Genomic DNA, 15,732 nt, shown 5'->3' on the forward strand with positions numbered 1-15,732 from the left:
CTTACTCCTCTGGATCGTTGAATCCTAACAGCCAGGTAAACAGGAACCCGGCGATCACCGCTACCAGATAGCCTAACAGATAGAGCATAACTTTTCCGGTCACGATGGTGAGCGCCAGCGGCAGCCCGGAGATCCCGAAGGTGATCACCGTTGCCACTTTCCAGTAGCTAATCAGCGCTCCGCCTACCGCCCCTCCCAGGCAAGCACCGAGGAACGGTTTCCCCAGCGGCAGCGTGACGCCGAAAATCAGCGGCTCGCCAATTCCGAGTAATCCGACCGGGAGCGCACCTTTGATCACTTTTTTCAGCCGCGCGTTGCGGGTTTTCATCAGTACGGCAATCGCCGCCCCGACCTGCCCCACGCCAGCCATCGACAGGATGGGCAGCAGCGCGTTGTAACCGTGCGCCTGCACCAGCTCGACGTGGATCGGCACCAGCCCCTGATGCAGACCGGTCAGTACCAGCGGCAAGAAGGTGCCTGACAGCACGGCACCCACTAACAGACCGCCGCGATCGATAGCCAGCGATGCGCCATGGGCGATGGCCTCAGAGATCCAGCCACCTAGCGGTTGCAACGCCACAATAGCCACGCTGCCGGTGATCAACGTCGTTAACAGTGGATTGAGGATCAGCTCAATTGATCCAGGCAGGAGGGTGCGCAGTTTCTTCTCGAACCAGCACATCAGGATGACCACCAGCAGCACGGCAATCACCCCGCCGCGGCCAGGCTGGAGCGCCTCACCAAACAGGGTTATCTGCGCCAGTTGTGGGCTGGACAGAATACCTGCCATCACCCCGCCCATGGCCAGCGAGCCGCCAAAGACCTTCGCGGTGTTGACCCCCACCAGAATGTTCATAATGGCAAACACGGCGCTGCCGAAAATCCCGAGAATGCCTAATAAATTAGGATACTGGGTCGCGAAGTCCCCTACGATATCCGGACGCTTAAGAATATTGATGATCCCGGTGATTAAGCCAGAGGCAATAAACGCCGGGATCAGCGGAATAAAGACGTTGGCCAGTTGTCGCAGCGCATCGCTCATGGGGGCTTTGTATCGGGCCTTTGCCTGCGCCTTCGTACGTTCGACGTCATCGATCGCCACGCTTTCGCCGCCGACCATCAGCGCACGCATGGCATCCACAACCTGCGCCGCCTTTCCCGGCCCGACAATCAGCTGGTGCTGTTGCCCCTGTTTAACGTAACCACTCACGCCGGAAAGCTGCTTCAGACGCGGCACATCAAGCTGCTCGTCGTTATGTACCTCGACGCGCACGCGCGTCATGCAGTTTTCCAGACGCTGAATATTTTTTTCCCCACCGATCCCCTGCAGGATATCGCTGGCGAGCGCTGCTGTTTTGTCCATACACGCCTCTGTTAGTTTTCTAATGCCGCCCGTAAGAACCCGTTATGGGCATTGAGCCTTGCTCTGGCGGCCGCAGCGTCCAGTCCGCTCAGGATCATCAGAATGGCCGGTTTAACATCGTGATCGGTTTGTTTCAGTACCGCTTCCGCCTCTTCGCGGCTTGCTCCCGTCGCCTCCATGACCATACGGCAGGCTCTGTCCACCAGCTTGACGTTGGTCGCTTGCATATCCACCATCAGGTTCTGATAAACCTTGCCAAACTTCACCATCGCGCCAGTGGAGATCATGTTGAGCACCAGCTTTTGCGCGGTGCCGGATTTCAGGCGCGTAGAGCCGGTTAACGCTTCCGGGCCGACAACCGGAGAGATAGCGATAGCAGCAACCTGCGCAATCGGCGAGCCAGGATTGCAGGAAATCGCCACCGTGGTGCAGCCCGTCTTGTTGGCATACTCCAGACCGCCGATAACGTACGGCGTGCGCCCGGATGCCGCCAGCCCAACAACCAGATCCTGAGCGGTCAGATTTAGCCCCTTCAGGTCATCCTCGCCGAGCTGTTTGTTGTCTTCCGCCCCTTCCACGGCTTTCAGCAGCGCGCCAGGGCCGCCAGCAATCAACCCGACCACCAGACCGTGCGGCACACCAAACGTTGGCGGACATTCAGAGGCATCCAGCACACCAAGACGCCCGCTGGTTCCGGCGCCCATGTAGATAATGCGACCACCGGCCTTCAGTGCTTCCGCCGCCGCATCGACGGCTTTCGCCACCTCCGGTAATGTCTCTTTCACTGCCTGCGCGACCAGCGTATCCTGTTGATTAAAACGGTTAACCAGCTCCAGGGTGCTGAGCGCATCCAGATCCATGGTTTGTGGGTTACGCGTTTCAGAAACAAGTGAGCCAAGATTCATCTTTTGTACCTCAAGAATTTTTAATTCATAATAATCTCACTATAATGGAATATAAAATTCATTCAGGCGAGCAAAATTCGTATTTGCGCAGACAATCACAATTTCGCCAGGAGAACCTATGAACTGTTTAATTCGCATTCGCCAGCGTTATGCAGGCTTTGCTCAAAGCGATAAAAAGCTGGCGGATTTTCTGCTCTCTCAGCCCGACCATGCCCGCCATCTCAGCTCGCAGCAGCTGGCGAGTGAGGCCGGAGTGAGTCAGTCGAGCGTGGTGAAATTTGCCCAGAAGATTGGCTTTAAAGGCTTCCCGGCTCTCAAGCTGGCGATTAGCGAAGCCCTGGTGAGTAACCCCAACCCGCAGTCGATGCCGGTGCATAATCAGATTCGTGGCGATGACCCGATGCGTCTGGTGGGAGAGAAGCTCATCAAAGAGAATGTCGCGGCCATGCATGCCACCCTTGATGTGAATACCGAAGAAAAATTACTGGAAAGCGTGGCGATGTTGCGTGCAGCGCGACGTATTATTTTGACCGGGATAGGAGCGTCCGGACTGGTGGCACGTAACTTTGGCTGGAAGCTGACAAAAATAGGTTACAACGCCATTGTCGAGCAGGATATGCACGCCCTGCTGGCGACCGTGCAGGCGATGGATGCTAACGATCTGCTGCTGGCGATCTCCTATTCCGGCGAACGCCGCGAGATCAATATGGCTACCGATGAAGCCTTACGCGTAGGCGGTAAGATTCTGGCCATCACCGGGTTTACTCCCAACGCGCTGCAGCAGCGGGCTACGCGCTGTTTATATACTATCGCGGAAGAGCAGGCCACGCGCAGCGCGGCGATCTCCTCGACAAGTGCGCAAATGATGTTGACCGACCTGCTGTTTATGGCCCTGGTGCAACAGGATCTGGAACACGCGCCAGAGCGTATCCGGCACAGTGAAGAGCTGGTAAAAAAACTGGTTTGAACAGGTAATGAGCGTATAATGCCCGCCCTGTTTGTGTTGTTTCTGAGAATTTCCTGATGGCGCTGTTAATCACCAAAAAATGCATCAATTGCGATATGTGCGAACCGGAATGCCCGAACCAGGCGATTTCGATGGGCGAGAGCATTTATGAGATTAACAGCGACCGCTGCACTGAATGCATCGGCCACTACGAAACGCCGACCTGTCAGAAAGTGTGCCCAATCCCCAATACCATCCTGAAAGATCCGGCACACGTCGAGAGCGAAGAGCAGCTTTGGGATAAATTTGTCCTGCTGCATCACGCGGACAAACTTTAACTTTCGATAATCACCGTCGCGCAGGCGTAGTGGCGTTCATCGGCGAGCGTAACATGCATGTGATTTACGCCGAGTTTCTCTGCCAGCGTTTGCGCCTCACCCCATAAACGCAGGCGCGGTTTACCCAGCTCATCGTTAAACACTTCAAACTGGTTAAACGCCAGACCGTTACGAATACCGGTGCCGAAGGCTTTGGCTGCCGCCTCTTTGACGGCAAAGCGCTTGGCCAGAAAACGTACCGGCTGCTGATGCGTCTCCCAGATGGCCCATTCGTTATCGCTCAACACGCGTCGTGCCAGACGATCGCCGCTACGGGCGATCACCGCTTCAATGCGGGCTATTTCAACGATATCGGTGCCTAAGCCCAGAATAGCCATTACTGACGCGCTTCCAGCATCAGGCGTTTCATTTCTGAGACCGCCTCTTTCAGGCCACTCATTACCGCACGGCCAATAATAGCGTGGCCGATATTCAGCTCATGCATTTCTGGCAGGGCTGCAATAGCCTTGACGTTATGGTAGGTCAGGCCATGCCCGGCGTTAACTTTCAGACCCAGGCTCGCGGCATAGGTGGCCGCATTGGCGATACGCTCCAGCTCTTTGGCCTGCGTAGTTTCGTCTTTCGCATCAGCGTAACAGCCGGTATGAATTTCAATATAGGGCGCGCCCACTTCGGCAGCCGCTTTGATCTGTGCTACATCGGCGTCGATGAACAGAGAGACCAGGATACCTGCCTCAGCCAGACGCTTGCAGGCATCACGCATTTTGTCGCGTTGACCCGCCACGTCCAGGCCCCCTTCGGTGGTCACTTCCTGACGTTTTTCCGGTACCAGGCAGCAGAAATGCGGCTTCGTCTCGCAGGCAATCGTCAGCATCTCTTCCGTGACCGCCATCTCCAGGTTCATGCGGGTGTCCAGCGTCTGACGCAAAATGCGCACATCGCGGTCGGTAATATGACGGCGGTCTTCACGCAGGTGAACGGTAATGCCATCGGCGCCAGCCTGCTCAGCGATGAACGCCGCCTGAACCGGATCGGGATAAGCCGTGCCGCGTGCATTACGCAGCGTGGCGATGTGATCAATGTTGACGCCTAACAGTAATTCAGCCATGACAATCCTCGGTATTTTAGTTCGTGTCCCTGCCTCCCTCTCCCTCAATGAGAGGGCTGGAGCGAGGGTCTGATACGTTAACGTTTCGGCATAAACTGCCTGAACAATTCGCGGCTCTTTAAGGGCTTGCCGCCAAGATACGGCTTGAGCGCAATCCGGGTAAAGCGTTTTGCTGCGCGAAGGGTATCCTGATCGGGAAACTCGCGCGCATACAGCGCTCTAAGCTGTCGCCCGGTAAAGGTGCTGTTATCTATCACGACGCTGGCGATAAAGCCTTTTTCTTCACGGTAGCGATAGGTCATCGCATCCTCTACCTCGTCTCCGCTCCCTGCACAATGCAAAAAATCGACCCCGTAGCCCAGGTGTCCAAGCAGCGCCAGCTCAAAACGACGCAGGGCAGGTTCGGGCGTACCGGTTGCGCCGGCCAGCGCCTGGATACAGTGCAGGTAATCAAAGAAAAGTTCAGAGAAGCGAGTCTCATGCTCCAGAACACGTGAGATGAGTTCGTTGACATAGAGACCGCTGTACAGCGTGATACCAGAAAGGGGGAGCGCCAGAGAGACGGCTTCGGCACTGCGCAGGGTTTTGACTTCCCCACGCCCGCCGAAGCGTACCAGCAGCGGAGTGAAAGGCTGTAAGGCGCCCTTCAGGCCGGAGCGTTTGGAACGTGCGCCTTTAGCAACAAGGCGCACACGGCCCGACTCTTCCGTGAAAACGTCCAGCATAAGGCTGGTCTCGCTCCACGGACGGCTATGGAGGACAAAGGCACGCTGCCATCCATCCACGATGTTCAGTCTTAGACGTCGTCGCCGTAACCGAGGCTGCGCAATGCACGCTCATCATCGGCCCAGCCTGATTTCACCTTCACCCACAGTTCAAGGTGAACCGGGGCTTCAAACATGTCCTGCATGTCTCTGCGCGCTTCAATGCCGATGGTTTTGATCTTGGCACCTTTGTTGCCGATCACCATCTTCTTCTGCCCTTCGCGCTCAACGAGGATCAGGCCGTTGATGTCATAGCCGCCGCGTTCGTTGGTCTGAAAACGTTCAATCTCAACCGTTACGGAGTACGGCAGTTCCGCGCCAAGGAAACGCATCAGTTTTTCACGGATGATCTCAGAGGCCATAAAGCGCTGAGAACGATCGGTGATGTAATCTTCCGGGAAGTGATGAATCGCTTCCGGCAGATGTTTGCGCACGATGCCTGCGATGGTATCGACGTTCAGACCGGTCTCGGCAGACAGCGGGACGATATCAAGGAAGTTCATCTGGCTTCCCAGCCACTGCAGGTGCGGCAGCAGATCGGCTTTTTCCTGCACGTTGTCCACTTTGTTGACCGCAAGGATCACCGGCGTTTTACCGTCGCGCAGTTTGTTCAGCACCATTTCGTCGTCAGGCGTCCAGCGGGTGCCTTCCACCACGAAAATCACCAGCTCTACGTCGCCAATCGAGCTGCTCGCAGCCTTGTTCATCAGGCGGTTGATGGCGCGCTTCTCTTCCATGTGCAGGCCCGGGGTATCAACGTAGATCGCCTGATAGGCGCCTTCCGTGTGGATACCGACGATGCGGTGACGCGTGGTCTGCGCCTTACGGGAAGTAATGGAAATTTTCTGCCCAAGCAGATTATTCAACAGGGTAGATTTGCCAACGTTCGGACGTCCGACGATGGCAATAAACCCGCAATACGTTTTTTCTTGGCTCATTCCAGCTCCAGCATTTTTAACGCCTGTTCGGCGGCAGCCTGTTCAGCCTTACGACGGCTAGAACCTGTGCCGACCACCGGTTCACTCAGGCCACTGACCTGGCAATGGATGGTAAATTCCTGATCGTGCGCTTCGCCCCGCACCTGCACCACCAGATAGGATGGCAGCGGGAGGTGGCGACCCTGCAAATATTCCTGCAGACGCGTTTTCGGATCTTTTTGTTTATCGCCCGGACTGATTTCGTCCAGACGGGTTTGATACCAGTTAAGGATCAGCTTTTCTACGGTCTGAATATCGCTGTCCAGGAACACACCACCAATTAATGCTTCGACCGTGTCGGCAAGAATAGATTCACGACGGAAGCCGCCGCTTTTCAGTTCACCCGGCCCAAGTCGCAGACATTCGCCCAGTTCAAATTCACGAGCGATTTCCGCCAGGGTATTACCCCGAACCAGCGTCGCGCGCATGCGGCTCATATCACCTTCGTCCACACGTGGGAAACGATGATAAAGCGCATTCGCGATCACGAAACTTAAAATAGAGTCACCCAGGAACTCGAGGCGCTCATTATGCTTGCTGCTGGCACTGCGGTGGGTTAATGCCTGTTGCAACAACTCCTGATGATGAAAAGTGTAGCCCAGCTTCCGTTGAAGCCGATTAATTACGATGGGGTTCATGCGATACCAGTAAATGAATGCGTCAAAAATGCAGCACACGAAACCGACCTGAGAAGACCAACGCGGTTTCGTGTGCCGTGGCACCCTTGCAGGGCCAACCTTAAACTTCGGGGGAATATTCTATACACAACGACAGGGGATGTCGTTAGTCCAAAGAGATTTATCGCTGAAATAATTCACGTAGCCGCTAATTAACGCGGCTACGCGTTCATTTAATGAGAATTAATGGATCCCGCCGATACGATTCAGGCGAACGCCGGTCGGCCATTCGCCTTCCTGCTTCTCAAAACTCATCCAGATAGCGGTCGCTTTACCTACCAGATTCGCTTCCGGCACAAAGCCCCAGTAACGGCTGTCCGCGGAATTATCGCGGTTATCACCCATCATGAAGTAGTGTCCCGGTGGTACGATCCAGCTGGCCAGCTGTTGGCCTGGCTGCCGGTAGTACATCCCCACTTGATCCTGCGCGATTGGCACGGTGAGGATACGGTGGGTCACATCACCCAGCGTCTCTTTACGTTCAACCAGGCGAATACCGTCCTCTTTGGTCTCGCCTTTGGGCACCTGGAAGAAACCGCTGGTCGCTTCACCGCCGTTACGGCGAGCAAAGGTCTGCACAAAATCACTTGGCTCAACGTTTGAGTAAGTGATTGGCAGCGCGTTTTCACACGCGGTACCGGAGCTGCAGCCAGGCTGAACGGTAACTTCTTTCGCCACCGGATCGTAGGTGACTTTGTCACCCGGCAGACCCACTGCACGCTTGATGTAATCCAGACGCGGATCTTCCGGGTATTTAAACACCACGATGTCGCCACGTTTTGGATGACCGGTTTCGATCAGCGTTTTCTGGTAGATCGGATCTTTAATCCCGTAGGCAAACTTCTCAACCAGAATAAAATCGCCAATCAGCAGCGTTGGCATCATTGAACCAGACGGGATCTGGAACGGCTCGTAAATAAACGAGCGGACAACCAGCACAATCGCCAGCACCGGAAATACCGATGCCCCGGTTTCCAGCCAGCCCGGTTTCGGGCCGACTTTCTTCAGGGTTTTCGCGTCCAGCCCATCGCCAGTGGCTGCCTGTGCGGCAGCCTGACGTTCATGGCGTTTTGGGGCGAAAATAAACTTATCCAGACACCACAACAAACCTGTCACCAGGGTAGCAATGACCAGAATCAGGGCAAACATGTTCGCCATGCCAACTCCTTAGGGTTATTTGCCGTCTTTACCAACATGAAGGATGGCAAGGAATGCTTCCTGCGGCAGTTCGACGTTACCGACCTGCTTCATACGCTTCTTACCTTCTTTCTGTTTCTGCAGCAGCTTTTTCTTACGGCTGACGTCACCGCCGTAGCATTTCGCCAGAACGTTTTTACGCAGCTGTTTCACAGTAGAACGGGCAATAATGTGGTTACCGATGGCGGCCTGAATCGCGATATCAAACTGCTGACGCGGGATCAGCTCTTTCATCTTCTCAACCAGCTCACGGCCACGGTATGGCGCATTGTCGTTGTGAGTGATGAGTGCCAGCGCATCCACACGCTCGCCATTGATCAGCACGTCCACACGCACCATATTAGACGCCTGGAAGCGTTTGAAGTTGTAATCCAGTGACGCATAGCCACGAGAGGTAGACTTCAGACGATCGAAGAAGTCGAGGACCACTTCCGCCATAGGGATTTCGTACGTCAGCGCAACCTGATTACCGTGGTAGACCATGTTGGTCTGTACGCCACGCTTCTCAATACACAGCGTAATAACGTTACCCAGGAACTCCTGCGGCAGCAGCATATGACACTCTGCAATGGGCTCGCGCAGTTCTTCGATATTGTTCAGCGGTGGCAGCTTGGACGGGCTATCGACGTAGACGATCTCTTTGTTGGTGGTCTGCACTTCGTACACAACGGTCGGTGCCGTGGTGATCAGATCCAGATCGTATTCACGCTCCAGACGCTCCTGGATGATCTCCATGTGCAGCAGACCAAGGAAGCCGCAGCGGAAGCCGAAGCCCAGCGCCGTAGAGCTTTCTGGTTCATAGAACAGGGAAGCATCGTTGAGGCTCAGCTTGCCGAGCGCATCACGGAAGTTTTCATAGTCGTCAGAGCTGACCGGGAACAGACCCGCGTAAACCTGCGGTTTAACCTTTTTAAAGCCTGGCAGCGCTTTGTCTGCCGGGTTACGTGCACCGGTCAGGGTATCGCCCACTGGCGCGCCGAGGATGTCTTTAATGGCGCAGACCAGCCAGCCTACTTCGCCACATTTCAGCTCGGTACGGTCAACCTGTTTTGGCGTGAAGATACCCAGACGGTCAGCGTTGTAAACCTGGCCAGTACTCATTACCTTGATTTTGTCGCCTTTACGCATGGTGCCGTTTTTAATACGCACCAGCGAGACAACGCCCAGGTAGTTATCAAACCAGGAGTCGATGATCAGCGCCTGCAGCGGGGCATCCGGGTCACCTTCTGGTGCCGGGATATCACGCACCAGGCGTTCCAGCACGTCGGTTACGCCCACACCCGTTTTAGCGGAGCAGCGCACCGCATCGGTCGCGTCGATGCCGACAATATCTTCAATCTCTTCCGCTACGCGCTCAGGATCGGCAGCTGGCAGGTCAATTTTGTTCAGAACCGGCACAACCTCGAGATCCATTTCCATCGCGGTATAGCAGTTTGCCAGGGTCTGGGCTTCAACGCCCTGCCCGGCATCCACAACCAGCAGCGCGCCTTCACAGGCCGCCAGCGAGCGTGAAACTTCATAGGAGAAGTCAACGTGGCCTGGGGTGTCGATAAAGTTCAGCTGGTAGATTTCGCCATCAGCCGCTTTGTAATCAAGCGTAACGCTCTGCGCTTTGATGGTGATACCGCGTTCGCGTTCCAGGTCCATGGAGTCCAGAACCTGGGCTTCCATTTCACGATCAGACAGGCCACCGCAAATCTGGATAATACGGTCAGACAGCGTCGACTTACCGTGGTCAATGTGAGCAATGATCGAAAAGTTACGTATGTTCTTCATATAGTTAAATAATTATGCCTTACGAATTCCTGGAGGCCGCTGTTCTTAGCCTGACGTTTTTCAGTGCGAAAACGCCGCATTCTACACTACATCCCCGTTACCTGGAAATGTACTTAGCGCCAGGTATAGCGTGAAGAAATGACGTTTTCTATTTTAGGACGTAAAAAAGGACAAAGCCCGATGGATCATCGGGCCTCAGAAGAGAGCGTCTCAACACGAAGCTGGTCGGGTGCCAGCCCTACGCTGAGAATAACAGGCTGCCACTCTTCGCGTGCGGCAAGCTTCGGGGAAAGAGCTTTGGCCAGCCAGAATCCCCCTACGCCGCCCAATGCCGCACCACACATGGCGGCCACATCGGTACCAAACAGCATCTGGAATACGCCGCCCATAACAAACAGCCCCACCAGCGGAGAGAGATAAACCAGCATGGCGGACGTGAGCAGGCTACCTTCTGCAATTCCCAGCTCCACCTTTTGCCCCACCATCAGCGGCCGATCGCTTGGCACGGAAATGGTATGCGAGGTTTGCGGCCCGAGCTTGTTCAGCACGCGGCTACCGCAACCGGCTCTGGAAGCACAGCTATTGCATGAGGCCTTAACATCACAGCTCACCAGCGCAATGCCATTCTGCCACGATACGACCGTAGCCCACTCTTTAATCATTGTGCAGCCCTGAATTTAATGCTGTCGGAAATACGCTTCGCCGTTTGTGGCGGTAATTCACCCACAATGGTGATCTCTGCGTTATCGCGAACCGTGGTGCTGACCGTCCTGCGTCCGGTACGAAGCATTTGTTCAGAACTGTTTGCCGATGCGCGGTTAATGTTCACCGAGAAACTGAACAAACCATCGGAATAAAGACGCGATTCAACCGGTGTTTCAATGGTTGGCAGTTGTCGACGGCTGCTGGAGACTTCGCTAAACCCTTGCGGGATCCAGGAAGGAACCCAGTTGAAGTTGACGGAATCACCCGCCGGTACCGAAAGCAGCGGCGGCAGGCTGGCTTTCGCCAGATTCTGCATGCTATTACCCACCTGATTGTTCACGCTAAAGGAGATAACGCGGAACTGCTCCAGCGTTTCACCATCACGGTCCAGCAGGTCTACACGCATTGGCAGCTTGGTTTCGGCGTCAATCCAGACGATATAGCTGTAGCGCGTTCCGTCACGGGCAACAACGCGGATCACCTCACACAGTCTGTCCGCAATGCGCGTACGCCCTACTGAAATGAAATCATAGTAAGGCGCAAGACGTTTGAAGTCGGTGTAGATAAGCGATGGCAGAGAATCGACGATATAATCGCCATTCAGCGTGAAAGGCTCCAGACCGGGTTCGAAATAACTGATTTCGTTACCACGCTGGACAACTTCCCGACGCGGGCCATCCATCTGTAAAAGCTGGGCGAGCGGCTGGTTATCAAGACGGGCATGGCGGTATCGTAACGACTCGACGCCCTGCTTATTGATACTGATAAATGCCAACTCGTAATTGAGTGACTGGCTGGCCAGATTCATTTGCTGCAACAACGCCCCGGATGAAACATCAGCCGAGGCGTTGGCAGAGAAGAACAGGCTACCCGCCATCAGAGACATGGCGAACCAAAGTTGCTTCATTACTGCGATTGCGTTCCTAAAGTTTGGTTTCCGGGCACCTGCACAGCCGCTTGCTGGGTTTGTGCCTGCTCAAACTGAAGCTGTTCAGAGTGCAGACGACGCTGCAACTCGTAATCCTGCAACATCGCATTAATGCGACGGCGTTGCTCCTGAACCTGCTGTTGCTGGCCGCCGCTGGCGGATGCATCAGCCGGAACACCCAAACTTACCGGGCTGGCTTTGCCCATCATCGGCAGTGTGTTGAACACTGGCGCTTCTGGCTGCTGATTAGTTTCAGACTGAGTATTATAGTGCTGGACGCCAACGATAACTGCAAGCGATACGCATGCAGCCACACCCATTTGGGTGAGCTGGCTGGCCCACGGACGCACCTTGTGCCAGAACGGCATTTTCTGCCACTGGTGAGGCGCAGGTTGAGCTTCAGGAATCAGCGGAGTGGTCTGACGGACAGGCTCATTTTCAATGGCCGCCATCACGCGAGCTGAGATATCGAAATGGAGAACCTCGCCGGTGTCACCGCGAAGGGTGTCACGGATGAGATGGTAACTCTCCCAGGTCTCTTGCATTTCGGGAGAATGAGACAGCTCGTTGAGCAGCTCACTATCCAGCGTTTCACCATCCATTAAAGCGGAAAGTTTTTCTTTCTGCATGCCTAATACCTTTTCCAGTATCCCGCTATCGTCAACGCCTGATAAGCGGTTGAACTTTATTATCAATTGCTTCTCGCGCACGGAAAATACGTGAACGTACCGTGCCGACCGGACAATCCATGATGGCGGCTATCTCTTCATAGCTCAGACCATCCAACTCCCGTAACGTAATTGCCATGCGTAAATCTTCCGGGAGCGACTCGATCGTGCGAAAAACGATTTGTCTCAGTTCTTCTGACAACATTAAGTTCTCAGGGTTCGAAATTTCTTTCAGCGCACCGCCACTTTCGAAGTTTTCGGCGTCGATTGCGTCCACATCACTTGAAGGCGGACGGCGGCCCTGAGCGACCAGATAATTCTTTGCCGTATTGACCGCAATACGGTACAGCCAGGTATAAAAAGCACTATCTCCCCGGAATGAATCCAGCGCGCGATAGGCCTTAATAAAAGACTCTTGTACTACATCAGGCACATCGCCTGACGGTACATAGCGGGAAACCAGGCTCGCCACCTTATGCTGGTAGCGCACCACCAGTAAGTTAAAGGCTTTCTGATCTCCCTTCTGGACCCGTTCAACCAGGACCTGGTCCGTTAACTGCTCGCTCATCCGAGGTAATGTCTCCCCAAACCTAAATTCCACGCGTTATCGAAACGCCACTCTTAAAAAACCGCACTTTGAGCAAGCACCGAATTAGAGTGTCTGATCTTCAATAAGTTCCGTAACGCCTTTGTTTTTGTTCATCGCGCCGCAGACTGTTCATTTTCTCTCATTATAAGTCTGTTCACGATACGCACCACTTTATGACAAGAAACATCTCTTTTCCCGCCAGAAGAGTAACGCAACCCAGTCTTTATTTCACCACAAAATCTGACGCTAACGATCTGCTTCGCAAAATATTTTCTTTCTTTTACGTGGTTTTAATCCTCCGCCTCGAGTTTAGCGGTTACAACTCACATCAAAAAAAACGTGCGATATCTCGCATTCGGATGCTATTCTGACCAAACACTGTTTAGTAAATTAAACAAAAATCATGAACACAACACCTGAACTGCATTGTGATGTACTGATCATCGGTAGCGGCGCTGCCGGTCTCTCCCTGGCACTGCGTCTGGCCGAACATCAGAGCGTGATCGTTCTGAGCAAAGGGCCGATAAGTGAAGGTTCTACGTTTTATGCCCAGGGCGGTATTGCCGCCGTGTTTGATGAGACAGACAGCATTGCGTCGCATGTCGACGATACGCTGATTGCCGGGGCCGGGATCGTGGATGCGCATGCCGCAGAGTTTGTGGCCAGTAATGCCCGTCATTGCGTGCAGTGGTTGATCGATCAGGGCGTATTATTTGATACACAGGTGCAGCCAAACGGTGAAGAGAGCTACCACCTGACCCGCGAAGGCGGGCATAGCCACCGCCGTATCCTGCATGCCGCAGACGCTACCGGTAAAGAAGTCGAAACCACGCTGGTCAGCAAAGCCCTCAGCCATCCTAACATTCGGGTCCTTGAGCGCAGCAATGCCGTTGACCTGATTATTTCCGACAAGATTGGCCTTCCGGGTACGCGTCGTGTCGTGGGTGCCTGGGTCTGGAATCGCAATAAAGAAAAGGTTGAGACCTGTCAGGCGAAGGCCGTGGTACTGGCGACTGGCGGTGCATCCAAAGTGTATCAATATACCACCAACCCCGATATTGCCTCCGGAGACGGGATCGCCATGGCCTGGCGCGCCGGTTGTCGCGTGGCAAACCTTGAATTCAACCAGTTTCACCCGACCGCCCTGTTCCATCCTCAGGCGCGTAATTTCCTGCTGACGGAAGCTCTGCGCGGTGAAGGCGCATACCTGAAACGCCCTGACGGCTCCCGCTTTATGCCGGACTTTGACCCCAGAGGCGAGCTGGCACCGCGTGATATCGTTGCCCGCGCCATCGACCATGAAATGAAGCGTCTTGGCGTAGACTGCATGTATCTGGACATCAGCCATAAGCCGGCAGAGTTTATCCGCCAGCATTTCCCGATGATCTACGAAAAGCTGCTGGGTCTGGGGATTGATTTAACCCGCGATTCGGTGCCCATCGTGCCTGCCGCCCACTATACCTGCGGGGGCGTAATGGTTGACGATCATGGTCGCACCGACGTGGATGGCCTGTATGCTATCGGTGAAGTAAGTTATACCGGGCTTCATGGCGCGAACCGGATGGCGTCGAACTCACTGCTGGAGTGTCTGGTTTACGGCTGGTCTGCCGCGGAAGATATCACGAAGCGCATGCCTTACGCCCGTCAGACTGAAAACCTGCCTGCCTGGGATGAAAGCCGCGTGGAGAACCCGGATGAGCTGGTCGTTATTCAGCATAACTGGCACGAACTGCGGCTGTTTATGTGGGACTACGTCGGGATTGTGCGGACCACGAAACGTCTTGAACGCGCATTACGCCGTATCACGATGTTACAGCAGGAAATCGATGAATATTATGCCAATTTCCGCGTATCCAATAATCTGCTGGAGCTGCGCAATCTGGTTCAGGTTGCTGAATTGATTGTTCGCTGCGCGATGATGCGCAAAGAGAGCCGCGGTTTGCATTATACCCTCGACTACCCCGATCAGCTGGCCGAGTCCGGCCCGTCGATCCTCTCCCCACAGGTTCACATAAACAGATAAAACGCCTGGGTCAGAGCGGTGTAATCTTCGGAATAACGCTGGTCTGGCCCACGGATCACCATTCGGTCGTTAAAGCATTCACCTTCTTTGGGTGAGAGCGCCAGCAGCACACGGTGCGGCAATCGCCCTTCGGTATCTGCAATATCGGTGCGTAAACGTAATTTCCAGCCAATCTCTTGCGCTATGCCAATAAACGCATTGCCGGTGCTTTCTGGCAGAACCACGCAGAAAAACCCCTCTTCTGAAATAAGCTCTGCGGCACTGATCAGCAGCGCCTTATGGTCGAGGGAGCCGGTATAACGGGCCTGTTCACGCTCAGGCGTTCCGCACTCAACTCCGGGCGCGTAGTAGGGAGGATTGCTGACAATCAGGTCGTAACGCGCGGTTTGCTCCGGCGTCCAGTCGAGCACATCTGCACATCCAACGTTAATCCGGGCGGCCCACGGAGATTCAGCCGCATTTTCACTCGCCTGCTCTGCCGCCTGCGCATCCAGCTCCACCGCATCTATGGTGACATGTGCTTCGGTACGTTGCGCCAGCATCAGCGCCAACAGCCCGCTGCCCGTCCCAATATCCAGAATACGCTTTACACCTGCGACAGGTGCCCAGGCACCCAGTAAAATACCGTCTGTACCGACTTTCATGGCACAGCGATCGTGAGCGACAAAAAATTGTTTAAACGTAAAACCATCGCGGCGCAACTGCGCTTTGAGTTGAGACATGTCAGGGCAACCTTCTAAGTGAAACTGGAGTAGCATAGGGGAAAGC

Annotated in this window: 17 protein-coding genes; 3 read left to right on the plus strand and 14 right to left on the minus strand. The window is 54.6% G+C overall.

The window, feature by feature from the left end:
* Nucleotide 1: 1 nt before the first annotated feature.
* Both AC2FAP_RS20090 and murQ read right to left on the minus strand, forming a co-directional pair.
* Nucleotides 2–1,363 (minus strand): PTS transporter subunit EIIC, encoded by a 1,362-nt coding sequence (locus tag AC2FAP_RS20090; RefSeq protein ID WP_449541463.1) that lies wholly within the window; start codon nt 1,361–1,363, stop codon nt 2–4.
* 11 nt (nt 1,364–1,374) lie between these two features.
* Nucleotides 1,375–2,268 carry an N-acetylmuramic acid 6-phosphate etherase gene (gene murQ, locus AC2FAP_RS20095; RefSeq protein ID WP_014171205.1) on the minus strand — a complete coding sequence of 298 codons (894 nt, stop codon included), beginning with the start codon at nt 2,266–2,268 and terminating at the stop codon, nt 1,375–1,377.
* A gap of 118 nt (nt 2,269–2,386) precedes the next feature.
* Between murQ and AC2FAP_RS20100 the strand changes: the two genes are divergently transcribed.
* Together AC2FAP_RS20100 and AC2FAP_RS20105 are read left to right on the plus strand one after the other, a co-directional pair.
* Nucleotides 2,387–3,235, plus strand: coding sequence for a MurR/RpiR family transcriptional regulator (locus tag AC2FAP_RS20100; RefSeq protein ID WP_014171207.1), 849 nt, complete (start codon nt 2,387–2,389; stop codon nt 3,233–3,235).
* Between the two features lie 56 nt (nt 3,236–3,291).
* Nucleotides 3,292–3,552, plus strand: coding sequence for a YfhL family 4Fe-4S dicluster ferredoxin (locus tag AC2FAP_RS20105; protein ID WP_020883006.1), 261 nt, complete (start codon nt 3,292–3,294; stop codon nt 3,550–3,552).
* Here the strand turns inward: AC2FAP_RS20105 and acpS are convergent.
* The 11 genes from acpS to rpoE all read right to left on the minus strand — a co-directional run bounded on the left by acpS (nt 3,549) and on the right by rpoE (nt 12,920).
* Entirely contained in the window at nt 3,549–3,929 is a 381-nt protein-coding gene (gene acpS / locus AC2FAP_RS20110; RefSeq protein WP_014171209.1) for a holo-ACP synthase, read from the minus strand. The genes AC2FAP_RS20105 and acpS overlap by 4 nt on opposite strands.
* Nucleotides 3,929–4,660, minus strand: a complete 732-nt coding sequence (gene pdxJ, locus AC2FAP_RS20115) for a pyridoxine 5'-phosphate synthase (protein ID WP_014171210.1) — start codon at nt 4,658–4,660, stop codon at nt 3,929–3,931. The genes acpS and pdxJ overlap by 1 nt, the downstream gene beginning before the upstream one ends.
* Before the next feature lie 77 nt (nt 4,661–4,737).
* Complete coding sequence (gene recO, locus AC2FAP_RS20120; protein ID WP_014171211.1) at nt 4,738–5,445, minus strand: DNA repair protein RecO; 708 nt, start codon at nt 5,443–5,445, stop codon at nt 4,738–4,740.
* An 11-nt stretch (nt 5,446–5,456) separates the two neighbouring features.
* Complete coding sequence (era, locus tag AC2FAP_RS20125) at nt 5,457–6,362, minus strand: GTPase Era (RefSeq protein WP_485453008.1); 906 nt, start codon at nt 6,360–6,362, stop codon at nt 5,457–5,459.
* A complete protein-coding gene (rnc, locus tag AC2FAP_RS20130) occupies nt 6,359–7,039 on the minus strand; it encodes a ribonuclease III (RefSeq protein ID WP_003860711.1) in 681 nt (226 codons plus the stop codon). The genes era and rnc overlap by 4 nt, the downstream gene beginning before the upstream one ends.
* Before the next feature lie 222 nt (nt 7,040–7,261).
* The gene (lepB, locus tag AC2FAP_RS20135; RefSeq protein ID WP_014171215.1) at nt 7,262–8,236 is read right to left on the minus strand and encodes a signal peptidase I; all 975 of its coding nucleotides are present in this window, start codon (nt 8,234–8,236) and stop codon (nt 7,262–7,264) included.
* Between the two features lie 15 nt (nt 8,237–8,251).
* A complete protein-coding gene (gene lepA, locus AC2FAP_RS20140; protein WP_014171216.1) occupies nt 8,252–10,051 on the minus strand; it encodes a translation elongation factor 4 in 1,800 nt (599 codons plus the stop codon).
* Between the two features lie 185 nt (nt 10,052–10,236).
* Nucleotides 10,237–10,713, minus strand: coding sequence for a SoxR-reducing system protein RseC (gene rseC / locus AC2FAP_RS20145; RefSeq protein ID WP_014171217.1), 477 nt, complete (start codon nt 10,711–10,713; stop codon nt 10,237–10,239).
* Nucleotides 10,710–11,663 (minus strand): sigma-E factor regulatory protein RseB, encoded by a 954-nt coding sequence (gene rseB / locus AC2FAP_RS20150; RefSeq protein ID WP_014171218.1) that lies wholly within the window; start codon nt 11,661–11,663, stop codon nt 10,710–10,712. The genes rseC and rseB overlap by 4 nt, the downstream gene beginning before the upstream one ends.
* Nucleotides 11,663–12,313 (minus strand): anti-sigma-E factor RseA, encoded by a 651-nt coding sequence (gene rseA / locus AC2FAP_RS20155; RefSeq protein WP_025203448.1) that lies wholly within the window; start codon nt 12,311–12,313, stop codon nt 11,663–11,665. The genes rseB and rseA overlap by 1 nt, the downstream gene beginning before the upstream one ends.
* A 31-nt stretch (nt 12,314–12,344) precedes the next feature.
* Nucleotides 12,345–12,920, minus strand: a complete 576-nt coding sequence (gene rpoE, locus AC2FAP_RS20160) for an RNA polymerase sigma factor RpoE (protein WP_006176728.1) — start codon at nt 12,918–12,920, stop codon at nt 12,345–12,347.
* 424 nt (nt 12,921–13,344) lie between these two features.
* Here rpoE and nadB point away from each other — a divergent pair, with 424 nt between their 5' ends.
* Entirely contained in the window at nt 13,345–14,964 is a 1,620-nt protein-coding gene (gene nadB / locus AC2FAP_RS20165; protein WP_020883000.1) for an L-aspartate oxidase, read from the plus strand.
* Here the strand turns inward: nadB and trmN are convergent.
* On the minus strand, nt 14,949–15,686 hold the full coding sequence (gene trmN / locus AC2FAP_RS20170) for a tRNA(1)(Val) (adenine(37)-N(6))-methyltransferase TrmN (protein ID WP_025203446.1): 738 nt from the start codon (nt 15,684–15,686) through the stop codon (nt 14,949–14,951). The genes nadB and trmN overlap by 16 nt on opposite strands.
* Nucleotides 15,687–15,732: the final 46 nt, after the last annotated feature.

The sequence above is a fragment of the Enterobacter cloacae complex sp. 394I7 genome (assembly GCF_057320345.1).

What these genes read in the sequence shown, in the direction of transcription:
- AC2FAP_RS20090 (WP_449541463.1), bottom strand. Translation starts at nt 1,363, where the DNA reads ATGGACAAAACAGCAGCGCTCGCCAGCGATATCCTGCAGGGGATCGGT.
- murQ (WP_014171205.1), bottom strand. Translation starts at nt 2,268, where the DNA reads ATGAATCTTGGCTCACTTGTTTCTGAAACGCGTAACCCACAAACCATG.
- AC2FAP_RS20100 (WP_014171207.1), top strand. Translation starts at nt 2,387, where the DNA reads ATGAACTGTTTAATTCGCATTCGCCAGCGTTATGCAGGCTTTGCTCAA.
- AC2FAP_RS20105 (WP_020883006.1), top strand. Translation starts at nt 3,292, where the DNA reads ATGGCGCTGTTAATCACCAAAAAATGCATCAATTGCGATATGTGCGAA.
- acpS (WP_014171209.1), bottom strand. Translation starts at nt 3,929, where the DNA reads ATGGCTATTCTGGGCTTAGGCACCGATATCGTTGAAATAGCCCGCATT.
- pdxJ (WP_014171210.1), bottom strand. Translation starts at nt 4,660, where the DNA reads ATGGCTGAATTACTGTTAGGCGTCAACATTGATCACATCGCCACGCTG.
- era (WP_485453008.1), bottom strand. Translation starts at nt 6,362, where the DNA reads ATGAGCCAAGAAAAAACGTATTGCGGGTTTATTGCCATCGTCGGACGT.
- rnc (WP_003860711.1), bottom strand. Translation starts at nt 7,039, where the DNA reads ATGAACCCCATCGTAATTAATCGGCTTCAACGGAAGCTGGGCTACACT.
- lepB (WP_014171215.1), bottom strand. Translation starts at nt 8,236, where the DNA reads ATGGCGAACATGTTTGCCCTGATTCTGGTCATTGCTACCCTGGTGACA.
- lepA (WP_014171216.1), bottom strand. Translation starts at nt 10,051, where the DNA reads ATGAAGAACATACGTAACTTTTCGATCATTGCTCACATTGACCACGGT.
- rseC (WP_014171217.1), bottom strand. Translation starts at nt 10,713, where the DNA reads ATGATTAAAGAGTGGGCTACGGTCGTATCGTGGCAGAATGGCATTGCG.
- rseB (WP_014171218.1), bottom strand. Translation starts at nt 11,663, where the DNA reads ATGAAGCAACTTTGGTTCGCCATGTCTCTGATGGCGGGTAGCCTGTTC.
- rseA (WP_025203448.1), bottom strand. Translation starts at nt 12,313, where the DNA reads ATGCAGAAAGAAAAACTTTCCGCTTTAATGGATGGTGAAACGCTGGAT.
- rpoE (WP_006176728.1), bottom strand. Translation starts at nt 12,920, where the DNA reads ATGAGCGAGCAGTTAACGGACCAGGTCCTGGTTGAACGGGTCCAGAAG.
- nadB (WP_020883000.1), top strand. Translation starts at nt 13,345, where the DNA reads ATGAACACAACACCTGAACTGCATTGTGATGTACTGATCATCGGTAGC.
- trmN (WP_025203446.1), bottom strand. Translation starts at nt 15,686, where the DNA reads ATGTCTCAACTCAAAGCGCAGTTGCGCCGCGATGGTTTTACGTTTAAA.